19 protein-coding genes are annotated in these 22,179 nt (G+C 30.6%); 15 read left to right on the plus strand and 4 right to left on the minus strand.

Annotated features, from left to right (window positions below):
• Window positions 1-13: 13 nt before the first annotated feature.
• Window positions 14-2,044: an ATP-dependent helicase gene (locus ELQ07_RS07755; RefSeq protein ID WP_134224964.1), complete on the minus strand. Its 2,031-nt coding sequence runs from the start codon at window positions 2,042-2,044 to the stop codon at window positions 14-16.
• Window positions 2,045-2,172: 128 nt separating this feature from the next.
• Here ELQ07_RS07755 and ELQ07_RS07760 point away from each other — a divergent pair, with 128 nt between their 5' ends.
• From ELQ07_RS07760 to ELQ07_RS07830, 15 genes are all read left to right on the plus strand, one after another.
• Window positions 2,173-3,192: a hypothetical protein gene (locus tag ELQ07_RS07760; protein ID WP_070277349.1), complete on the plus strand. Its 1,020-nt coding sequence runs from the start codon at window positions 2,173-2,175 to the stop codon at window positions 3,190-3,192.
• 22 nt (window positions 3,193-3,214) lie between these two features.
• Window positions 3,215-5,827: a valine--tRNA ligase gene (locus tag ELQ07_RS07765; RefSeq protein ID WP_088303691.1), complete on the plus strand. Its 2,613-nt coding sequence runs from the start codon at window positions 3,215-3,217 to the stop codon at window positions 5,825-5,827.
• A 4-nt stretch (window positions 5,828-5,831) separates the two neighbouring features.
• Window positions 5,832-6,842 carry a methionine ABC transporter ATP-binding protein gene (locus ELQ07_RS07770; RefSeq protein WP_134224965.1) on the plus strand — a complete coding sequence of 337 codons (1,011 nt, stop codon included), beginning with the start codon at window positions 5,832-5,834 and terminating at the stop codon, window positions 6,840-6,842.
• Window positions 6,839-7,750 (plus strand): methionine ABC transporter permease, encoded by a 912-nt coding sequence (locus ELQ07_RS07775; RefSeq protein ID WP_002861419.1) that lies wholly within the window; start codon window positions 6,839-6,841, stop codon window positions 7,748-7,750. The genes ELQ07_RS07770 and ELQ07_RS07775 overlap by 4 nt, the downstream gene beginning before the upstream one ends.
• 191 nt (window positions 7,751-7,941) lie before the next feature.
• Complete coding sequence (locus tag ELQ07_RS07780; protein WP_070316504.1) at window positions 7,942-8,715, plus strand: MetQ/NlpA family ABC transporter substrate-binding protein; 774 nt, start codon at window positions 7,942-7,944, stop codon at window positions 8,713-8,715.
• A gap of 48 nt (window positions 8,716-8,763) precedes the next feature.
• Window positions 8,764-9,534: a MetQ/NlpA family ABC transporter substrate-binding protein gene (locus ELQ07_RS07785; RefSeq protein ID WP_134224966.1), complete on the plus strand. Its 771-nt coding sequence runs from the start codon at window positions 8,764-8,766 to the stop codon at window positions 9,532-9,534.
• A 9-nt stretch (window positions 9,535-9,543) separates the two neighbouring features.
• Window positions 9,544-10,320, plus strand: coding sequence for a MetQ/NlpA family ABC transporter substrate-binding protein (locus ELQ07_RS07790; RefSeq protein WP_134224967.1), 777 nt, complete (start codon window positions 9,544-9,546; stop codon window positions 10,318-10,320).
• An 83-nt stretch (window positions 10,321-10,403) separates the two neighbouring features.
• Entirely contained in the window at window positions 10,404-11,066 is a 663-nt protein-coding gene (gene flgA / locus ELQ07_RS07795; protein WP_052834598.1) for a flagellar basal body P-ring formation chaperone FlgA, read from the plus strand.
• On the plus strand, window positions 11,063-11,626 hold the full coding sequence (locus ELQ07_RS07800; protein ID WP_052825567.1) for a UbiX family flavin prenyltransferase: 564 nt from the start codon (window positions 11,063-11,065) through the stop codon (window positions 11,624-11,626). The genes flgA and ELQ07_RS07800 overlap by 4 nt, the downstream gene beginning before the upstream one ends.
• Window positions 11,627-11,664: 38 nt before the next feature.
• Window positions 11,665-12,141: a pantetheine-phosphate adenylyltransferase gene (gene coaD, locus ELQ07_RS07805; protein ID WP_002852633.1), complete on the plus strand. Its 477-nt coding sequence runs from the start codon at window positions 11,665-11,667 to the stop codon at window positions 12,139-12,141.
• On the plus strand, window positions 12,132-12,710 hold the full coding sequence (tmk, locus tag ELQ07_RS07810; protein ID WP_070316508.1) for a dTMP kinase: 579 nt from the start codon (window positions 12,132-12,134) through the stop codon (window positions 12,708-12,710). The genes coaD and tmk overlap by 10 nt, the downstream gene beginning before the upstream one ends.
• Window positions 12,707-13,933, plus strand: a complete 1,227-nt coding sequence (gene hisS, locus ELQ07_RS07815; protein WP_134224968.1) for a histidine--tRNA ligase — start codon at window positions 12,707-12,709, stop codon at window positions 13,931-13,933. Before tmk ends, hisS begins: the two co-directional genes overlap by 4 nt.
• Complete coding sequence (gene speA / locus ELQ07_RS07820) at window positions 13,930-15,765, plus strand: biosynthetic arginine decarboxylase (protein WP_032595244.1); 1,836 nt, start codon at window positions 13,930-13,932, stop codon at window positions 15,763-15,765. Before hisS ends, speA begins: the two co-directional genes overlap by 4 nt.
• Window positions 15,766-16,404 (plus strand): serine O-acetyltransferase, encoded by a 639-nt coding sequence (gene cysE / locus ELQ07_RS07825; RefSeq protein ID WP_070316509.1) that lies wholly within the window; start codon window positions 15,766-15,768, stop codon window positions 16,402-16,404.
• Between the two features lie 171 nt (window positions 16,405-16,575).
• Entirely contained in the window at window positions 16,576-17,745 is a 1,170-nt protein-coding gene (locus ELQ07_RS07830) for a pyridoxal phosphate-dependent aminotransferase (RefSeq protein WP_134224969.1), read from the plus strand.
• Between the two features lie 49 nt (window positions 17,746-17,794).
• Here ELQ07_RS07830 and ELQ07_RS07835 read toward each other — a convergent pair whose 3' ends face one another.
• The 3 genes from ELQ07_RS07835 to ELQ07_RS07845 form a co-directional block, all read right to left on the minus strand.
• Window positions 17,795-18,136 carry a cupin domain-containing protein gene (locus ELQ07_RS07835; RefSeq protein WP_002857179.1) on the minus strand — a complete coding sequence of 114 codons (342 nt, stop codon included), beginning with the start codon at window positions 18,134-18,136 and terminating at the stop codon, window positions 17,795-17,797.
• Between the two features lie 69 nt (window positions 18,137-18,205).
• Window positions 18,206-19,237: an MBL fold metallo-hydrolase gene (locus ELQ07_RS07840; protein ID WP_002869342.1), complete on the minus strand. Its 1,032-nt coding sequence runs from the start codon at window positions 19,235-19,237 to the stop codon at window positions 18,206-18,208.
• Between the two features lie 26 nt (window positions 19,238-19,263).
• Entirely contained in the window at window positions 19,264-22,179 is a 2,916-nt protein-coding gene (locus ELQ07_RS07845; RefSeq protein ID WP_040966611.1) for a DEAD/DEAH box helicase family protein, read from the minus strand.

Genomic DNA, 22,179 nt, shown 5'->3' on the forward strand with positions numbered 1-22,179 from the left:
AAAGGAAATTTTATCAATCTATAGTTAACTCTCCCTTGCAAAGCCCTGCTTCTATAAGAAAACGAGAAGGAGCAAAAGAAGTTTTTTTGTTTTTATCATATTTAGCATAACTTAAATAAAGTATATTTTTTGCCCTAGTTACCGCAACATAAAAAAGTCTTCTTTCTTCTTCTAAGCTTCCACCCATTCCCATAAGCTTTTGATTAGGAAAGCGACCTTGCGCAAGATCAATCACAAAAACAAGATCAAATTCCAAGCCTTTACTCGCATGCACGCTAAGCAAATTAACTCCTTTGCCACTACTCATTTCGCTTGCACCTAAAGTTAGAAAATTATAATACTTGTAAATATCGCTATAATTTTTTGTAAGCTCTTTTAAGACATTGAATTTTGTTTCTATTTTTTCTAAATTTTCACTCTTTCTTAATAAATCCACCTGCCCTGCTTTATTTGTCGCTCTTTTGGTTGCAAGTTCTTCGCAAATTTCTCTATAAAAAGAATTTTCACAAATTAAATTGACTAAAGTCAAAGAATGTTTTATTTCCATAGCTTTTTTTAAAAAAAGATAGATTTTTTCCAAATTTCTAGCGCACAAATCATTGATTTTTGAAAGTCTTAAAATAGGATGTGCATCAAATTCACTCTCAAATTTAAAACGAGTTTCGCTGGCTAATTCTTCCAAATCTGCAAAAAGCCCAAGTTGATAATTTCTTTTTTGATGATTTTGCAAATTTACATTTTTATCAGGATCTAAAAAACCTTTTATTAAATTTCCATGCCCTAATTTTAAAAGTGCGTCAAAAATTTCTTTTGCTAAAACTCCACCCACACCCTTGGTATATTGAACCAAATGAATAAAAGCCATGATATCTTTAGGATTTACCACAAGCGCAAGCATGGAGCTAAAAGCTTTAACTTCCAAACTTTCAAAAAAACTTCCACTTCCCTTTCTCACACTTGCAATACCCTGCTCCCTTAAAGCTACTTCAACCCCATCAGCACTTGAGTTGTTGCGAAAAATCACGGCAATTTCTTCCAAACTTACTCCGCTTGTAAGTATCATTTTGGCTATATTTTGATACTGATCAAATAATTCTTCAAAAGTAAGCAAAGATGGGGCTTTAAACTCATCATTTCTTGTAACAATAAGTTCTTTTGGATATAATCTTTCATTATTTAAAATCACTTTATTAGCCAAAGCTAAAATACTTCTTGATGAACGGTAGTTTTTATTTAAAGAAAAAATTTTTGCATCTTTAAAACGATCTTTAAACCCACCTATGATATTAATATCCGCTCCATTAAAAGCATAAATACTTTGATCATAATCCCCTACGCAAAACAAACTTTTACTATGAAAAGCCTCTATTAAGGAACTTTGCAAAGTGTTTGTGTCTTGATATTCATCTACTAAAATTTCATCAAATTCATATTTTTCTTCTTTTAAAAGCTCTTTTAGATCGATAAGTAAGTCATTAAAATCTACATAATTAAAACGCTTTTTTTCATTATCATATTCTTTTAAAATATCTTCATAAATTTCAGCATAAATACTTTGATCTTCGTAGTTTTGACAAAACCAAGTATAAAAATCTTGATTGTGTGCTTTGTTTTGAAACAAAGAATAAAGATCATATAAATAACTTGATTGATAAGGTTTTATATCACTTAAATGCCTAAAAGTTCTTTTTTCATAGACACTTTTAAGTAGAGTTTTTAACTCGCTTGCTTGCTTTAAGGCTATATTTTTATCCGCATTTCTAAGTAAGGTATAAGCCGTACTATGAAAAGTTCCTGCAAGTATTTTACTGGTAATATTTTTATCAAAAAATTTCCCTAAACGCCCTATCATTTCTTTGCTGGCTTTGTTTGTGAAAGTTAAAAGCATGATTTTTTGAGGTGCCACTCCCTTGCTTAAAAGATAAGAAATTCTTGCAACAATAGTAGAAGTTTTTCCCGTCCCTGCACTTGCAATAACAAGATTGTGTCCAAAATCAGCAGTAGCAGCAAGATATTGTTCATTATTTAATTTTGAAAGTGGCATTATTTTCCTTATAAAAGTTAAAATTATAAAAAAAAATTACTTAAAAATATAGAAATTTAAAATTACTTTATATTAGATTATAGTACAATGCTAAAATTATTTAACTTTCTGTTTTTAAGGGATAGCAAATGAATTTGAAAATTTTTTCTATTATTGTTGGCATATTAATTGCTGTTATTGTGATATTAGGTGGAACATATTATTATCTTTTTGAATATTCAAAACCAAAGAATTACACCTTAAATACCAACACTTACACCGAACAAAAATCGTATACCAATAACTACGATAATTCCTATTCACCTTCGATCCAAACCAACAATAGTTCATCAGATATAAATATTAATAACAATACCATCCAAAAGCAAGAAACAAACCCATTAGATGAAAATCAAAGCTTAAATAACAATACATTTAATACATCAATAAGCGAAAACAATCAAAGCTTAAATAATGACACCAATACAAGTAATAATATTAATACAAATGAAAATAAGCAAATTTTAGATACGGATAAAGAAAAATTAAAACAAGAAAATAAACAAGCCAAAATAGAAGCTCTTAAAAAAGAAATCAGCAAACAACAAAAGATCTTAGAAAGAGAAAGAGCTGTAAAAAAAGAACTTCAATCAAACAAATCAAACAAAAATAAATATCTAAATACCGCTAGAGAGTATCTAAGCATAGGAAAAAACAGTCGTTTAGAACCTGAACTTAGCACAGAAAATATGAAAGTTTATGTTTTAGATGGAAAATTTTTAAGCCAATACAGAATCAATCTGTTAAAAGATATGCTAAGCGTTATACAAGATAATGCAAAAGATTATTATCTAAGTATTTTTGTTAAAATGCTACCAAAAGGGGAAATGAAATTAACTATCTATAACAAAGAAATTATCTTTTCAGATATGAAAAAAGCTTATAAATATATTAGTCTAGATAGATTAAGCCCATATTTAAACAATCCAAAAGAATTAAATGAACATGTAGCACGTGAAGAAATTTTAGAAAGACTTAAACTTCAAATTAAAAAAGATGGCAAAGGAAGTGATTTTTCTAAACATATCAAAAGTTTGAAAACTGGACTTAATACAGCACAATATTTCTTCCCGTTTTGTGAAATTATAGAAATTAGCTCTATTAAATAAGCTAAAACAATAAAGGCAAATAATGTATGATAAAAATTTAGAAAAAGAGTATTATCAAATTTGCGAAGAACGCGGATATTTTGAGATCGATGGCAATAAAACCATACAAGAAAAAGATAAAAATTTCTGCATTATGATGCCTCCTCCTAATGTCACTGGAGTTTTACACATAGGACATGCTTTAACTTTTACTCTGCAAGATATTATGACGCGTTATAAAAGAATGGACGGTTATAAGGTTCTTTATCAACCAGGACTTGATCACGCAGGTATTGCCACTCAAAATGTTGTAGAAAAACAACTCCTTGCTCAAGGCATTAAAAAAGAAGAACTAGGTAGAGAGAAATTTATAGAAAAAGTCTGGGAGTGGAAAGAGCAAAGCGGTGGAAAAATTTTAGACCAAATGAGAACACTAGGCATCACTCCTGCATGGAGTCGCTTGCGTTTTACTATGGATGAAGGTTTGGTTAATGCCGTAAAAAAAGCCTTTGTGGAACTTTATGATAAAAGACTTATTGTACGTGGAAACTACATGATAAATTGGTGCACTCACGATGGCGCTTTAAGTGATATAGAAGTTGAATACAAAGAAAACAAAGGAAAACTTTATCATATTAAATACTTTTTAAAAGATAGCGATGAATTTTTAGTAGTAGCCACAACGCGTCCTGAAACTTTTTTTGGCGATACTGCAGTTATGGTGCATCCTGATGATGAACGCTATACTAAATTTGTGGGTAAAGAAGTGATTTTGCCTATAAGCAAAAAAGCCATTAAAATCATAGCTGATGAACATGTAGAAAAAGAATTTGGAACAGGAGTTGTAAAAGTTACTCCCGCACATGACATGAATGATTATGAAGTAGGACTTAAGCATAATTTAGAATTTATAAGTGTTTTTAATGAAAAAGGAATTTTAAACGAACATTGTTTAGAGTTTCAAGGTTTAGAACGCTTAGAAGCAAGAGAAAAAATCGTAACCAAACTTGAAAGTCTTGGTTTTATAGAAAAAATAGAAGAGTATAACAATCAAGTAGGATATTGTTATCGTTGCAACAATATAGTTGAACCTTATATCTCCAAACAATGGTTTGTAAAAAAAGAAATCGCCCAAGAAAGTATAGAAAAAGTTGCGCTTGGAGAAAGTAAATTTTACCCAAATCACTGGATAAATAGCTTTAATGCCTGGATGAAAGATTTAAGAGATTGGTGTATTTCAAGACAACTTTGGTGGGGACATCAAATTCCTGTCTATTATTGTGAATGCTCTCATGAATGGGCAAGCCAACATACGCCTAAAACTTGTCCGAAATGCCAAAGTCAAAATTTCAAACAAGATGAAGATGTGCTTGATACTTGGTTTTCTTCGGGGCTTTGGGCTATGAGTACTTTAGGTTGGGGGAATGAAAATTGGGGTAAAGATAAAATTTGGTCTGAAAAGGATTTAAAAGATTTTTATCCCAATTCTTTACTCATTACAGGTTTTGATATTTTATTTTTCTGGGTGGCTAGAATGATGTTTCAAAGCACTAATGCCTTACATCAACTTCCTTTTAAAGATATTTATTTACACGCTCTCGTAAAAGATGAACAAGGTAGAAAGATGAGCAAAAGCCTTGGAAATGTTATCGATCCAAATGAAAGCATTAAAGAATATAGTGCTGATATTTTACGCTTTACTTTAGCACTTCTTGCTATACAAGGACGTGATATCAAGCTTAGTAATGATAAACTTTTGCAAGTTAGAAATTTTACAAATAAAATTTATAATGCTACAAATTATCTGCTTTTAAATGAAAGTAAATTTGAAGATTTAGAAAATATTACACTTCATTCAGAATTAGCAAAATATATCTATGCCAAATTTCAAACTTGTGTTAAAGATGTAAGAGAAAATTTAGACAATTATCGCTTTAATGATGCAGCTAATACCCTATATAAATTCTTTTGGGATGATTTTTGCGATTGGGGTATAGAACTTAGTAAAGCCGAAAAATCAAGCGTTAAAGAACTTGGTAGTATTTTCAAAGAAGCTTTAAAACTTTTAAATCCTTTCATGCCTTTTATCAGCGAGTATTTATACCACAAACTAAGTGATACAGAACTTAAAACAAGCCCTTCTATTATGATAAGCAAATATCCAAAATTTAAAGAACAAGATAAAAATATAGAAAAAATCTTTTCTTTACTCATAGAAAGCATAGTTGGCATCCGTCGTGCTAAAAGCTTAATCGATCTTGGAAATTCTAAAATAGAAAAAGCTTATATCAAATTTAACGATAAAAAAATCAAAAATGAAATCAAAGCTTATATGAATTTTATCATGATGCTCGCAAAGTGCGAGCAAATAGAATTTAGTGAAGAAAAATTACCAAAGGCAATATGTGATGTTAGCGAGAATTTAGAAATTTTCATTACGCTTGAAAATGTTGATTTAAGTGGTATTTTAACAAGACTTGAAAATCAAAAAAATAAGCTTGAAAAAGAAAGCTTCAAGCTTAACTCCATGCTTTCAAATGAAAAATTCATTGCTAACGCACCTAAAGAGGTGGTGGAGCAAAATAAAGAAGCTCTAGAAAATTTAAAAATTCAACTTGAAAAAATATCAGTTGAACTTCAAAATCTAAGAGGTTAAAAATTTGATAAAAATAAAAAATTTAAAAAAATATTATGACAAAGAACTCGTGATAAACGATGTTTCTTTGGAGATTAAAAAGGGCGAAATTTACGCCATAGTAGGTCATAGTGGAGCTGGAAAATCCACTCTTTTAAGATGTATTAATGGACTTGAGAATTATCAAGAAGGAAGCTTAAAAGTCTTTGATCAAGAAATTAAAGATTTAAGTCAAAAAAAATCAAAAGAGCTGAGAATGCTTAGAAAAGATATAGGGATGATTTTTCAAAATTTTGCCCTAATGGAGCGCAAAAATGTATTTGAAAATGTTGCTATGCCCTTAAGAACACACTATACTCAGTGTAAATTTCATGCCAAGCTTTTTAATAAAGAATACATGAGCGAAAAAGAAATTGCCCAAAAAGTCAATTCTTTACTTGAAATCGTAGGACTTGATCATAAAAACAAATCCTACCCAAGAGAACTGAGTGGGGGGCAAAAACAACGCGTTGCTATTGCTAGAGCCTTAGCTTTAAACCCAAAAATTTTACTTAGCGATGAAGCTACTTCGGCTCTTGATCCAAACACTACAAAAAATATTTTAGAGCTTATATCTAAAATCAATGCTGAATTTGGGATTACTGTTGTTTTAGTAACTCACGAAATGGATGTGGTAAAAGACATAGCTCAAAAAGCTTTATTACTTGAACATGGACAAATCATAGGAAGTGGAGCAATTGATGAGCTTTTTTTAAGGCCTAATGCTAAAATGAAAGAATTTTTAGGAGAAAGCGACTTCTTACCTGAGCACGGACTTAATATCAAACTTTACTTTCCAAAAGAAGTTGCCCAAAATAGTGTCATCACTCATATGGCAAGAACTCTAAATATAGACTTTAACATAGTTTGGGGTAAAATAGAAAAACTTAATGGAAAAGCCTTGGGAAATTTAGTTATAAATATAAATGAAAAGGATAAAGACAAGGTTCTTGATTACATAGAAAAAAGTGGAGTATTATGGGAGGTGGCATCATGAATGAAGAAAACATCTCTATCATCAGTGCTTTTTTTAGTAGAATTTCTCAATTTTTTAATGAATTTTCTTGGCAGGATATTAAAGAAGTGAGTTTAAGTTCTATCACAAGTTTCAGTGAAAATTATGAAAACATTTTAAAACCTGCACTTAATGAAACAATTTATATGAGTTTAATGGCTGTACTATTTGGATTTTTATTGGCTATTATTCCTGGAATTTTACTTGCTATTTGGGATAAAAATGGAATTAAAGAAAATAAAATCGCTTATAGCATTTTAGATTTTATTACAAATATACTGCGCGCCTTTCCATTTTTAATTCTTATAGTTGTTCTTTTACCACTTTCTAAAATCATAGTAGGCACAAGCATAGGTACAAATGCTGCCATAGTTCCTTTAGCTATCGGAATAGCTCCTTATTTGGCAAAGATGCTTGAAAGTGCTTTTAAAGAAATAGACAAAGGAATCATAGAAGCAGCAAAAAGTTATGGTGCTAGCAATATTCAAATTATCTTCAAGGTTATCTTTAGTGAAGCCCTTCCTGCTATAATTAGCGGAATTACCCTAACTTTGATCTTTACCATTGGTTTTTCTGCTCTTGCTGGAACTGTCGGTGGTGGAGGATTAGGAGATGTAGCTATTCGCTATGGTTATGAAAGATTTAACAAAGAAGTTATGATTCAAACTGTAGTTATTTTACTTATATTAGTTCAGTTAGTTCAAATTCTAGGTAATTTATTTTATACTTGGGCTAAAAATAGTAAAACTACATATATTATTGCCACTCTATTGATTTTACTTGGAGTTAGCATAGTCATCAATATAAACAATGATGAAAATTTCTTTTGGCAAGTAATTGTTTTTATCTTATTTTTAGGAAGTTTGCTTTATAAAGGTTTCAAAAAATAAGGAGATTATATCTCCTTTTAAGATAAATATAAGTTTTTTTAAGTAGAATTTAAACAAAAAATTAAAGGAAATAGAATGATGTATCAGATGCGCTAATCTGACTATCAACAAGTTTTTATATGCTTCTTCCTGATAGTCAGAGTGAATTTATTAAGATTAAAGCAAGCACAAAATGACTAAAAAGGAAAAAAATGAAAATCAAATCTTTATTTATAGCAAGTATTTTAACATTAAGTCTTAATGCAAATGCATTAGAAACCATCACAGTTGCAGCAACTCCCGTCCCTCATGCTGAAATCCTAGAGCAAGTAAAACCTGATTTAGAAAAACAAGGCTATAAACTTGAAATCAAAGAATTTACGGATTATGTTTTACCTAATCTAGCTGTTGATAACGGAGAAGCCGATGCAAATTTTTTCCAACATACTCCTTATTTGGAAGAATTTAATAAAAACAAAGGCACCAAACTTATCAAAGTAGCTGCCATACACATAGAACCTATGGCTGTTTACTCCAAAAAATACAAAAGTCTAGATGATATTAAAGAAGGGGTTAAAATCGCCATTCCAAATGATCCAACCAATGAAAGTAGAGCTTTAGATATTATTGCAAAAAAAGGTTTGGCAAAATTTAAAGATAAGGCTTTAAAAACACCTCTTGATATTATAGACAATCCTAAAAAAATTAAATTTGTAGAATTAAAGCCCGCACAACTTCCAAGAGCTTTAGATGATGTTGATTTTGCTGTAATTAATTCCAACTACGCTCTCTCTGCAAATCTAAATCCTGCAAAAGATAGCGTATTTATCGAAGATAAAGAAAGTCCGTATGCAAACATTCTTGTTATAAGAGTGGGACATGAAAACGATCCAAAAATCAAAGCCTTAACCCAAGCTCTACAAAGTGATAAAATCAAACAATTTATCATAGAAAAATACAACGGATCTGTTTTACCTGCTTTTTAATTTTGTCCCTTACCTAGGGACTTTTTTCTTAAATACAAAGGAGTTTTTATGAATTTATTTAAAATTATTATACTCGCTTGCATTCTAAATTTATCTAGTCTATTTGCACAAAACATTACTATAGGAGCCACTCCAAATCCTTTTGGTAGCTTACTAGAACTAATGAAAGATGATTTTAAAAACAAAGGGTATGAGCTTAAAATAGTAGAATTTTCAGACTATGTTTTGCCCAATCGTGCATTAGAGGAAAAAGAACTTGATGCAAATTTATATCAACACAAACCTTTTTTAGAAGAATACAACCTAAAGAAAGGTTCAAATTTAATTGCAACAACGCCTGTACTTATAGCTCCAGTAGGAGTTTATAGTAAAAAAATCAAAAATTTAGAAAATCTTAAAGAAGGTGCTAGAGTTGCTATACCTAATGATGCCACCAATGAAAGTAGAGCTTTAGGGCTTTTAGAGAAAGCAAAATTAATAGAGCTTAACAAAAATACTCTAAAAACCCCATTGGACATAAACAAAAATCCAAAAAAACTTAAATTTATAGAGCTTAAAGCCGCACAACTTCCAAGAGCTTTAGATGATGTTGATATTGCTATAATTAATTCTAATTTCGCACTTGGAGCCGGTCTGAATCCAAGTAAAGATACTATTTTTAGGGAAGATAAAAATAGCCCTTATGTAAATTATGTTGTGGTACGCTCAGAAGATAAAGATAGCGAAAAAACCAAAGTAATTGATGAAATTTTAAGAAGCGATAAATTTAAAGCCATCATTAATGAACATTATAAAGATATATTAATCCCAGCTTTTTAGGAGTATAGCATGAATATTAAAAAAATATTTTTAAGTGTTTTATTTACAATTAGCCTTGGTTTTGGAGCAGATAAAACCATAATCATAGGTGCAACACCAGCGCCTTATGCTGAAATTTTAAATTTCTCCAAACCCTTATTTCAAGAAAAAGGTTGGAAGTTAATAATTAAGGAATTTAATGACTATAATATACCTAACATCGCTTTAAATGAAAAAGATTTAGATGCAAATTTATATCAGCATAAACCTTTTTTAGATGATTTTAATACCCACAAAGGAACAAATTTAAGTTCTTTAGATGCTATTGTTTTAGTTCCTATGGCTATATATTCTAATTCCATAAAAGATATAAAAGATATTCCTAATGGTGCTAAAATCGCTATACCTAATGATGCTACCAATGAAAGCAGAGCCCTTGATTTACTAGCTAAAGCAAATTTAATAGAATTTAAAAGTCAAAACACCCTTAAAACCCCTATTGACATAAGTAAAAATCCAAAAAATCTTAAATTTATAGAGCTTAAAGCCGCACAACTTCCAAGAGCCCTAAATGATACTGATTTGGCTATTATTACCACAAACTATGCTCTTGGAGCAGGTTTAAACCCTTTAAAAGATGGTATTTTTATGGAAGATAAAGATAGTTTATATGCTATTGTTTTAGCTACAAGAAAAGGTGAAGAAACAAGTCAAAAAAGTCTTGTTATTAAAGAAATTTTAACAAGCGATAAAATTAAAAATTTCATCATAGAAAAATACAAAGGCTCTGTTATCCCTACTTTTTAACTCTATACAAAGCCTTCTAAAGGCTTTGTTAAACTTATAAAAGCTAAAATACTATTTATTGCATTATAATTCTTAGGATAAAAATGAAAATTATTTTTTTAACTTTTTTTATTGTGATAAATTATATCCAAGCAGCTAGTTTAGAAGAAATCAAAACAGCACTAGCTAAAGAATTTAGAAATAATTTCCCTAAAATTATAATTTCTCAAATTGATTTAAAAATAACATCACTGCCTAAAGATTTTGATCAATATGAATTTCTAAGAATCGCTAATGGACGTTTTAATCAAGCACAAGGCTTTTTAAGGGCTGAATTTAAAACTCCGCAAAATATACAAAAAAATGTATTTTTTAGATATTTCATTCAAGCAAATTTAGAAGTTTTAAAAAGCGAACGCGCTATAAAAAGAGGAGATAAACTTGGAGCTTTTGACTATAAAAGCGTATTAATTGATTTTGATAAAGTTCCTTTAAATGCCTTAACCTTAGATGATGTGGATAATCTTATAGCTAAAAGCAATATTAACAAAAACGCTATTTTAAGAGCAAATATGTTTAAAACCACAGCTTTAATACGCCGAAATGATCCTATAATCGGGGTTTTAAGCGAAGCAAATGTTGATGTTTTAATCGAACTTGTGGCTTTGCAAAGTGCAAATATGGGCGAAAGGATTCGTGCAAAAAACAAAGAAGGTAAAGTTATGCAAGGCATCGTAGTGGGTAAAAATAGGATGATTATACAATGAAGGTTTTATTAGGAATTTCTGGTTCAAGCAGTGTCAATTTAGGCTTAAAATTATTAAAAAATTTAGAAAATCAATGCGAACTTTATTGCATTTTAACCCAAGGTGCTAAACTTAGTTTCAAAGCTGAAAATCGAGCAAATTTAGAAGAAATTTGTCAAGAAAATTTTAAATACACTCATTTTTTAGATGATAAAAATTTAAGTCTAAGTGTAGCAAGTGGATCTTTTGGAATAGAAAAAACTATCATTGCTCCTTGTTCGATTTCAAGTTTAGCAAAAATTCACGCTGGTTTTGCAGACACTCTTTTAATGCGTGCTGCAGCAGTAGCCTTAAAAGAAAGAAAAAAACTCATCTTAGGTGTACGCGAAATGCCTTTTTCTACTTTAAATTTAGAACATATGTTAAAACTTAGCCAAATGGGAGCTATCATCGCACCTCCTATTATCGCAAGTTATTCTAGAGCAAACAATCTAGAGCAAATGGAAAATTTTATCGTAGGTAAATGGTTAGATCTTTTAGAAATAAAACACAATTTATATGAAAAATGGCAAAATTTTTAGTTTAAATTTGTTATATTTTTAAAAAAAATGGAGCAAAAATGACTTGTTTATATCCTGGGACTTTTGATCCTATTACCAACGGGCATTTAGATGTTATAAAACGGGCTTTAAAAATTTTTGATGAAGTCATCGTTGCCATAGCAAAAAGTGAACATAAAAAACCTTGCTATGATTTAGAAAAACGCAAAGAACTAGCCCTGCTCGCAACACAAAATTTAAAAAATGTTAAAATCATTGCTTTTGATAATTTGCTTGTAGATTTAGCCAAAGAATTAAAAGTTAATACTATAATCCGTGGACTTAGAGCGGTGAGTGATTTTGAATACGAATTGCAAATTGGCTATGCAAATCACGCACTTTGGGAAGATATGGAAACCATTTATCTTATGCCAAGTCTAAAACATGCTTTTATTTCAAGTTCTATTGTTCGCTCTATAGTAGCACATGGGGGCGATGTAAGTTCTCTTGTTCCAAAAGAAATTCTACCTTTTTTAAAGGATCAATCTTGTATGTAGTTTTTGAAGGTATTGACTGCGTAGGAAAAAGTACGCAAATTTCACTCTTAAAAGAAATTTACAAAGACGCCATTTTTACACTCGAACCTGGCGGAACAGAGCTTGGAAAACATTTAAGAGAAATTTTACTTAATAAAACTCATCCTATTAGCAAAAGAGCTGAACTCTTGCTTTTTTTAGCTGATCGTGCTCAACATTTTGAAGAAATCTTAAAAACCAATCAAAACAAACTCATTATTAGCGATAGAAGTTTTATTTCAGGCATGGCTTATGCCAAAGATTTTGAAAACGATTTACTTTTTGCTTTAAATAGTTTTGCTTTAGAAGATTTTTTTCCACAAAAAATTATCTTTTTAAAAGGAGATGCAAGCCTTATCCAAGAACGCCTCAGTCAAAAAGAACTAGATAGCATAGAAAAACGTGGCATTGAGTATTTTTTAAGCGTGCAAGATAAACTCGAAAAAGTGCTTCATTTTTTAAAAGAAAAAATTTCTGTAGAAATTTTAACACTTGACGCAAAAGAAAGTAAAGAAAAATTACACCAACAAATAAAGGAATTTTTACAATGATTAACGCTTTAAAAGGAATGAAAGATTTATTAGATAAAGATGCATATTATTATGAAAAAGTGATTAAAACCTGCGAAGAAGTAGCTAAAAACTATGGCTTTACTTTTATCAATACACCGCATTTAGAACTTTGCACCCTTTTTAAAAGAAGCGTAGGAGAAAGTTCTGATATAGTAGGTAAAGAAATGTATGAATTTATCGATAAAGGCGAAAATCATGTTTGCATGCGTCCTGAAGGAACTGCTGGGGTAGTGCGTGCCTATATAGAAAAAAAACTCGATAAAAACACTAGTGTGAAAAGATGGTTTTATCATGGCTCTATGTTCCGCTATGAAAGACCCCAAAAAGGACGCTTAAGAGAATTTCATCAATTTGGCGTTGAAAGTTTTGGAAACGCAAGCGTTTATGAAGATGCAAGTATTATTTTAATGTTAGTAGAAATTTTTTCACGCTTAGATATTAAATTTAAACTACTGATTAACTCTTTAGGTTGTTTAGAATGTATGCCAAAATATCGTGAAAATTTGATACATTTTTTAGATAGCAAAAAAGGTTTTTGCGAGGATTGTTTGCGTAGAAAAAACTTAAATCCCATTCGTGTTTTAGACTGTAAAAATGAGCATTGCCAAAGCTTACTTAACGATGCTCCACTTTTAAATCAAAATTTATGCTCATCTTGTCAAAAAGATTTTGAAATTTTACAAAGCGCTTTAAAAGAAAATGGAGTGGATTTTGAAGTAGATTCTAAACTTGTTAGAGGGCTTGATTACTACTCTAAAACGGCTTTTGAATTCATTAGCGATGAAATTGGTGCAAAAGCTGCTATTGCTGGGGGCGGAAGATATGATAGACTCATTGAATACCTTGATGGAAAAAGTGGTTTTGGCGTAGGTTTTGCCATGGGTATAGAAAGAATTATAGCTATTTTAGAACAAAAAGAAGAAAAGGTTCAAAGAGAAGGAATTTATCTTTGTGCTATGGATGAAATTTATATCCAAAAACTTTTGAATATCGCTACAAATTTAAGAAAAGAATATAAAGTGTTTTTAAGCTATGAGGCAAGAAAACTAGCTAAACATCTCGAAAACGCGGATAAAAATAATGCTGAAATTTTTCTTTGTATGGGAGAAAATGAAGCACAAAATGAAAGTTTGTTTTATAAAAATTTAGCAAAAAAAGAAGAAAAAATGATTAAAATTTCAGACTTAAAGAAGGTTTTATAATGGATTATGGTATTGATATTTGGGGAAATGAAAATTTTATTATCAAAAATGGTAAAGTTTGTATCAATCATGAGAAAAAACCTGCTATTATTGATATAGTTAAAGAATTAAGAGATGATGGATACAAGGGGCCTTTACTTTTAAGATTTCCTCATCTTATTCAAAAACAAATTGAAAATATTTACGGAAATTTCAATAAAGCAAGAAAAGAATTTGGCTATAAAGGAGGATTTAACGCTGTTTATCCTTTAAAGGTCAATCAATACCCTGGTTTTGTAAAAAATCTTGTAAAGCTTGGAAAAGACTATAACTACGGACTTGAAGCAGGTTCTAAGGCAGAGCTTTTACTCGCTATGGCTTATAATAATGAAGGCGCACCTATTACAGTAAACGGCTTTAAAGATAGAGAACTTATCAATATAGGCTTTATCGCAGCTGAAATGGGACATAATATCACTTTAACCATAGAAGGACTTAATGAACTTGAAGCTATCATAGACATAGCCAAAGAACGCTTTAAACCTAAACCAAATATAGGCTTACGCGTGCGTTTGCATTCTGCTGGAGTTGGAATTTGGGCAAAAAGTGGTGGGATTAATTCTAAATTTGGACTTACATCCACTGAACTCATAGAAGCGGTAAATTTACTCAAAGAAAACAAACTTTTAGAACAATTTACCATGATTCACTTTCATCTAGGCTCACAAATTACCGAAATTCATCCCTTGAAAAAAGCCTTAAATGAAGCAGGAAATATTTACACAGAACTTAGAAAAATGGGAGCTAAAAATCTAAAAGCTATCAATCTTGGTGGCGGTTTAGCTGTGGAATACTCACAATTTAAAAATGAAAAAAGTAGAAATTATACCTTAAGAGAATACGCTAACGATGTAGTTTTTATCCTAAAAAACATAGCCGAACAAAAAAAAGATTTAGAGCCTGATATTTTCATAGAAAGTGGGCGTTTTGTAGCAGCCAATCACGCTGTTTTAATCGCTCCTGTATTAGAACTTTTTTCTCAAGAATACGCAGAAAACAAACTCATACTTAAAAAACAAAATCCAAAACTTATCGATGAGCTTTATGATCTTTATAAAAGCATAAAACCTTCCAATGCTTTAGAATACTTGCATGATAGCATAGATCATTTAGAAAGTATTTTAACTCTTTTTGATTTGGGCTATGTGGATTTACAAGATCGTTCCAATGCTGAAATTTTAACTCATTTGATTACAAAAAAAGCCATCTTGCTTTTAGGTGATAAGCAAAATCCTGCGGATTTACTTGCTATACAAGATGAAGTACAAGAAAGGTATTTGGTAAATTTTTCACTCTTTCAAAGCATACCCGATTTTTGGGGCTTAGAACAAAATTTCCCTATCATGCCACTTGATCGCTTAGATGAAGAACCGACTCGAAGTGCAAGTATTTGGGATATAACCTGCGATAGTGATGGAGAAATTTCATACTCTAAAGATAAACCTTTATTTTTACACGATGTAGATGTAGAAAAAGAAAATTATTTTCTAGGGTTTTTTCTTGTAGGTGCCTATCAAGAAGTACTTGGAATGAAACACAATCTTTTTACTCATCCCACTGAAGCTATTATAAGTATCAATGAAAAAGGCTATGAAGTTGAGGGGATTATAGAAGCACAATCCATACTTGATGCCTTAGAAGATTTAGACTATGATATACACGCTATCATGGATATACTTAATGAACGCATAAGTAATTCTAAGCTTGTAAATGACAAGCAAAAAAAGCATATTTTAGGGGAACTTTATCTTTTCTTAAATGATAATGGTTATTTAAAAAGCATAGGAGTTTAGATGAATTTTTGGGGTATTATAAAAGAAGATTTTTCTCAGCCAAAGGCACAAGATCCAGCTTTTAATTCTTGTATAGAACTTTTTTTTAATTACCCTGGAGTGTGGGCTGTAGTAAATTACCGCTTTGCACATTTTTTTTATATAAGAAATTTTAAACATATTGCAAGAATGATTAGTGGAATTTCACAATTCTTAACTGGGGTAGATTTACACCCTGGTGCAGAACTTGGAAGGCGTGTTTTTATAGATCATGCCAATGGAGTAGTTATAGGTCAAACAGCGATCATAGAAGATGATGTTTTAATTTATCAAGGCGTTACTTTAGGTGGAACAAGCCTAGAAAAAGGTACTAAACGCCATCCAACCATAAAAAAAGGAGTGATCATAGGCTCAGGCGCAAAAGTACTTGGCAATATCACCATAGGAGAAAATGCCAAAATAGGCTCAAATGCTGTAGTGGTTAAAGATGTAGGCGCAAATTTAACTGCCGTTGGAATTCCTGCTTATATTATCGAAGAGCGTAAAAATAAAAACATTAGAGCCATAGATGCAAATTGCGATGACAAACTAGAAAAGTTAGAAAAGAAAATTTTAGAACTTGAAAATCTTATATTAAAACAACCTGAATCACAAAAATAATAATTTTTTATAATACATAAAATTATACATATTATTATGCGTATTAATTTTTCCTAAAAATTAATACAAATTTTCACATTTATTGAAATTTATAACTCATTTTTAAATTAAATTTATTGTAAAAATGCAATTTTCTGCTAAAATTAAACAAAAATTATTAAGGATTGAAAAATGCTTACAAAAAGATCTCAAGTTTTAGAAGAATCTATCACTTTAGCCATCACTGCACTTGCCAATGAACTTAAAGCCAAAGGCGAAGATATCATTAGTTTTTCAGCAGGCGAACCTGATTTTGACACACCACAAACTATCAAAAATGCCGCTATAAGTGCTATTGAAAAAGGATGTGGAAAATACACTGCCGTTGCGGGAATTCCTGAAGTATTAAAAGCTATTCAAATCAAATTTAAAAAAGATAATAATCTTGATTATGAAACAAGCGAAATTATCACCAATGTAGGCGCAAAACACTCTCTTTTTGAATGTATAGAATGTTTAGTAGAAAAAGATGATGAAGTGATTATCCCTAGTCCTTACTGGGTAAGCTATCCTGAAATGGTAAAATTTGCAGGTGGAAAACCTGTATTTGTAGAAGGCTTAGAAGAAAATGGCTTTAAAATTACCGCTGAACAATTAAAAAAAGCTATCACAGCTAAAACCAAGGTTTTGATGTTAAATTCTCCTTCAAATCCTGTGGGATCGATTTATTCCAAAGAAGAATTAACTCAAATTGCTAAAGTTTTAGAAGGAACGCAAATCACTGTTTTAAGTGATGAAATGTATGAAAAACTTCGCTATGATGGTTTTGATTTTGTAGCTTTTGCAAGTGTAAGCGAAGATGCTTTAAAACGCACTACGACCATTAACGGACTTAGCAAATGTGGAGCTATGCCAGGATGGCGTTTTGGCTATATGGCAAGCAAAAATAAAGCCCTAATTTCGGCCGTTAAAAGACTTCAAGGACAAAGCACTTCAAATATTTGCTCCATTACTCAACATGCGGCCATTCCTGCTTTAAATGGAGAATGTGATAAAGATATAGAAAAAATGCGTCAAGCCTTTGAAAAACGCCGTAACTTAGCCTTAGATATGCTTAAACAAATCCCAAATATCAGTGTTTATAAACCAGAAGGTGCTTTTTATCTTTTTGTAAATATACAAAAAATAGAAAAAGATTCTATGAAATTTTGCCAAAAATTGCTTGAACAAGAAAAAGTTGCCGTTGTCCCAGGTATAGGTTTTGGAATGGATGGATACTTCAGACTTTCTTATGCCGCAAGCGATGAGCTTATCAAAAAAGGTTTAGAAAGAATAGCAAATTTCATTAAAAACTATAAATAATTCTAGGTTAAAGCCTAGAATTATTTAGGCAAATTAAAACCTTATAAAATCAAGGCTTTTTAAGCACAGCATTTACTCTTTGAATACTATCTGATTTATTTAAACTCAATCTTATTATAGAATTTTCTAATCCACCTAAAGAATGCGCTACATTTGCCTCTAGGCTTATCATATCTAAAGCATTTAATTCAAATTTTTCCTTTTCCACTTCAAACCAAATTTTACCGCTTAAAACTTGAATATGTATAGCAAAAGGAGCTTTATGCTCTTTCATCACACTATCTTTAGCTAATAAAATTTGAATTTCTTTACCTTTTTCATTGTCAATTAAAACATTGATTTTCACTTCTTTTGGGCTAAATTCCGCCCTACTCCATTGAATGATTTTCACAAAATCTCCTTTTTTAGTTTTATAAAACTATAGCAAAAACCAAAATATAAATTATAAACTTGTGTTAATTTATCCTTCTTTCCACCAAAAATCCTGTTTAAATTTAGCCCCTATTTCATAAGCCTCGCCCATTTTTGGTGTGATAAGGGGTAAATCTAAATTTTCATAAAGAAATTTTACTACCTCATTCCACGCATGAGTTCCTGCTAAAAATCTCCCCCAATGTATAGGCATGACAGCTTTTGCATTAAGATCCTTTGCCTCTTTTAAAATTTGTTCAGGAAAAGAATGTGAATATGGCCAAGCGATATTAAACTGTCCGCTTTCAAGACAAGCTAGATCAAAACTTCCAAAATATTCACCTATTTTTTTAAAATGTGTAAAATATCCTCCATCTGCACTAAAAAACACTCTCTTATCTACACTTAAAAATTCCATCACAAAAGAAGCCCAAAGGGTTTTGTTTTTACCATCTCCCCTACTTGAACTGTGCTGTGCAGGTGTTGCAATGATTTTTAAATCATCAAATTCTACTCCACTCCACCAATCAAGCTCTATGATTTTTTTCTCACTCACCCCATAGCTTTTTAGATAATTTCCCACTTTTAAAGGTGTGATAAAAAATCGTGCTTTTTCTTTTAAAGCTTTTATACTCTTAGCATCTAAATGATCAAAATGCGAATGCGTGATAATCACAGCAAAAATTTCATTAAAATCATTTATATTATAAACAGGAGCATTTTTAAAAGCCTTGTTGATAAAAGAAATGGGCGAAGCATGAGTGTTAAAAACAGGATCAATCAAAATTTTATATTCTTTAAAACTTATAAAAAGCGAAGAATGTCCAAGCCAAGTAATATGCGGAGTATTAAAATCACTCAAATCAGGCTTGAAAAAAGGTAATTTAAAAGAAGGAATGGCATTTTTTGGATAAAGATAATAATACCTCAAAATTTCTTTAAAAGACACTTTAGGAGTTATAAGACTTTGCTCATTTTCATTAAGAAAAATTTCATATTTTTTACCCTGCACTTTTTTAGCTTTTAATCTTTCACTATTTGAAATATCAAAGGTTTTAAAAAAATCTACACTCACAAACATTTATCCTTTTTTGACAATTTTATACTTTAAAAATCATTACAAACCATATTAAACATGGTATTTGCTATCTTGTCTTTAAATTCTATATTTTGATTAAATTGTTTAAAAAGTTCTAAATTTAACTCCAAGATATCTTGAATTTTATCTTTTAAAAGCGCATCAAACTCGATACGAGAATTTTGTATATCGGATTTGCTAAAAGTTTCACGTATTCTTTCATTTTTTGCTATATCATCTTTTATATCGTATAAGATTTTAGCGATTTTATCGCTTTCATTAAAGTCTATATTTGCGTATTTGTTATTAAAATCTTTGATGATGTTTGAAAGTTCTTCTAATTCAGCTTCAACACTTTTGCTCGAACCATCTGCGAACGAAGGCTTTAGCTCTCCATTTCCTTGTAAAACGATGTCTTGTGTTTTATCAAGTTGTAAGCGATAACTATCAAAATCCACATTATCTAAAATTCCTTTAGCTAAATCCTCTGATTTAGGCAAGATGATCTTACTAGCAAGTTTTTTAAGCAATATATAGAGTTTTTCAAGCTCTATGTCTTCATAAGGCAATATTTGTGCAAGAAAAGAATACTCTTTAAGATAAGTTTTTGCTTTATTATAAAAATCTAATTTTTCATCATCACTTTTTTGATTAAATCTATCTAGCATTATGTCCAATTTTGCATGAATGATATTTTCTTTTTCTTTTCTTAAAATAGCATTTGCAAAATCATCTATTTCTTCTTGGGTATAAATTTCATACTCATTTAGATTTGCCTTTAAATCAAAAATTCTATTATCATCTGTGGCTTCACTTAAATAAGTTTGCTCATAAAACACACTAAAAGATTTTGCTATATCTTCATGAGTATTTACAAAATCTAGCACAAAAGTGTTTTCTTTGTTTTTGCAAGTTCGGTTTAGTCTTGATAGAGTTTGTACTGCACTTACCCCACTTAATGCTTTATCCACATACATAGTATGTAATAATGGCTCATCAAATCCGGTTTGGTATTTTTCCGCAACGATTAAAAAACGATACTCATCTTTTTTAAACTCATCTTTTAAAACATTTTCCGCAAAACCATTTAAACCACTTTCGCTATAAATTTCACCTTCTAAATTTACTTCACCTGAAAAAGCTACAATGGCTTTAAAATGTGGATAATTTTTTCTTAAATATTCCCTAAAAACAAGATAATACTTTACAGCATTTTCTCTTGAGCTTGTTACAATCATAGCTTTTGCTTTACCATTTATCTTTTTAAAGCTATTTTGGAAAAAATGCTCACACATGATTTGTGATTTTTGTTCGATTGTTTTGATATTGTTTTGGACATAGGCTTTTAGTTTTACACTTGCTCTTTTTTTATCGTATTTTGGATTATCATTTGTACAAGATATGATTTTATAGTAACTTTTATAGGTTGTATAGCCTTTTAATACATCAAGTATAAATCCTTCTTCTATGGCTTGTTTCATCGAGTAAAGATGAAAAGGGATAAACATTTGTTCTCCATTAACATCACAAGGCATACCAAACATTTCTAAGGTTTTTGGCTTAGGCGTAGCGGTAAATGCAAAATAAGAAGCATTGCTTTGGAGTTTTTTATTTTTTATGATTTCTAAAATTTCATCATCTAAATTTTGACTTTCATCGCCGCTTTTATCCCTTATGGCTTCTGCCATTTTTTGAGCATTGCTTCCGTTTTGGCTAGAGTGTGCTTCATCGATGATGATAGCAAAAGTTTTGCTTTTTAAAGTTTTGATCTCATCTAAAATGAAAGGAAATTTTTGTATGGTTGTGATGATGATTTTCTTACCTTCTTCTAAAGCGTTTTTAAGCTGTTTGCTTCCATGAGTGATGGCTTCTACTAAATTTTTTGTCTGTGAAAAGGATTTTACATTTTCTCTTATTTGGCTATCAAGCACTTTTCTATCGGTTACTACGATGATAGAATCAAAGATATTTTTTTCAAGTCTATGCAAGCTTACGAGATTATGCGCAAGCCAAGATATAGAATTACTCTTGCCACTTCCTGCACTATGCTGGATCAAGTAGCGTTGCCCCGTGCCGTTTTCTTTTGCATGGGCGAGTAGCTTTTCTACTACATCGAATTGATGGTATCTAGGAAATATGATGATTTCTTCATTTTTCTTTTTTACAACTTGCACAAAATTAAAAAATAAATTTAGCAAAGTATCTTTTTTAAAGATTTTCTTCCACAAATAAGCTGTTTTTATACCATCACTTGGCGGATTACCTGCTCCATTTGCTAAGCCTATTTTGCCACTACCATTATTTAAACCAAGGTTAAAAGGTAAAAATGTAGTCGCATCTTGATCTAATTTCGTACTCATGTAACAAAGATCATTATCTAGTGCAAAATGCACTATCGTATAGTTAAATATAGCTTCTTTTGGGTTTCTGTCTTTTTTGTATTGCTTTATAGCGTGAAAGACATTTTGTCCTGTGAAATGGTTTTTAAGCTCTATGGTGATAAGAGGCAAGCCATTTAAAAAGATCACTATATCAAGGGAGTTTTTATTTTGCGTGCTATAGTGAAGCTGGCGTATGATAGAAAGGCTATTTTGCTCGTATTTTTTCACGCTTTCTTCGTTTGCATTGGTATTTGGCTTGGCAAAGGCTAGGTAAATTTTGATGCCTTTGATCTCTACATAGCCTTGCAAGGCTTTAACTATGCCTTTGGTTTTGATCTGTGAGAAAATACGATCAAAAAGTTCTTTTTTATAGTTTTGCCCACAACGCTTTTTAAGCTCTTCAAGTGCTACACTTTGCGTAGCTTGTAAAAAATTTTCAAAAAGCTCTACATCTAAACATAAATTTTTATCGTAATTTTCATTTGTTCTTTTGATATAGGCATGGTTTTCTAACAAATATGATTCTATGAAATTTTCTAAATCTTTTTCTTGGTAGTTAGACAT

The organism is Campylobacter sp. US55 (assembly GCF_004378955.1).
Lineage (GTDB): Bacteria > Campylobacterota > Campylobacteria > Campylobacterales > Campylobacteraceae > Campylobacter_D > Campylobacter_D jejuni.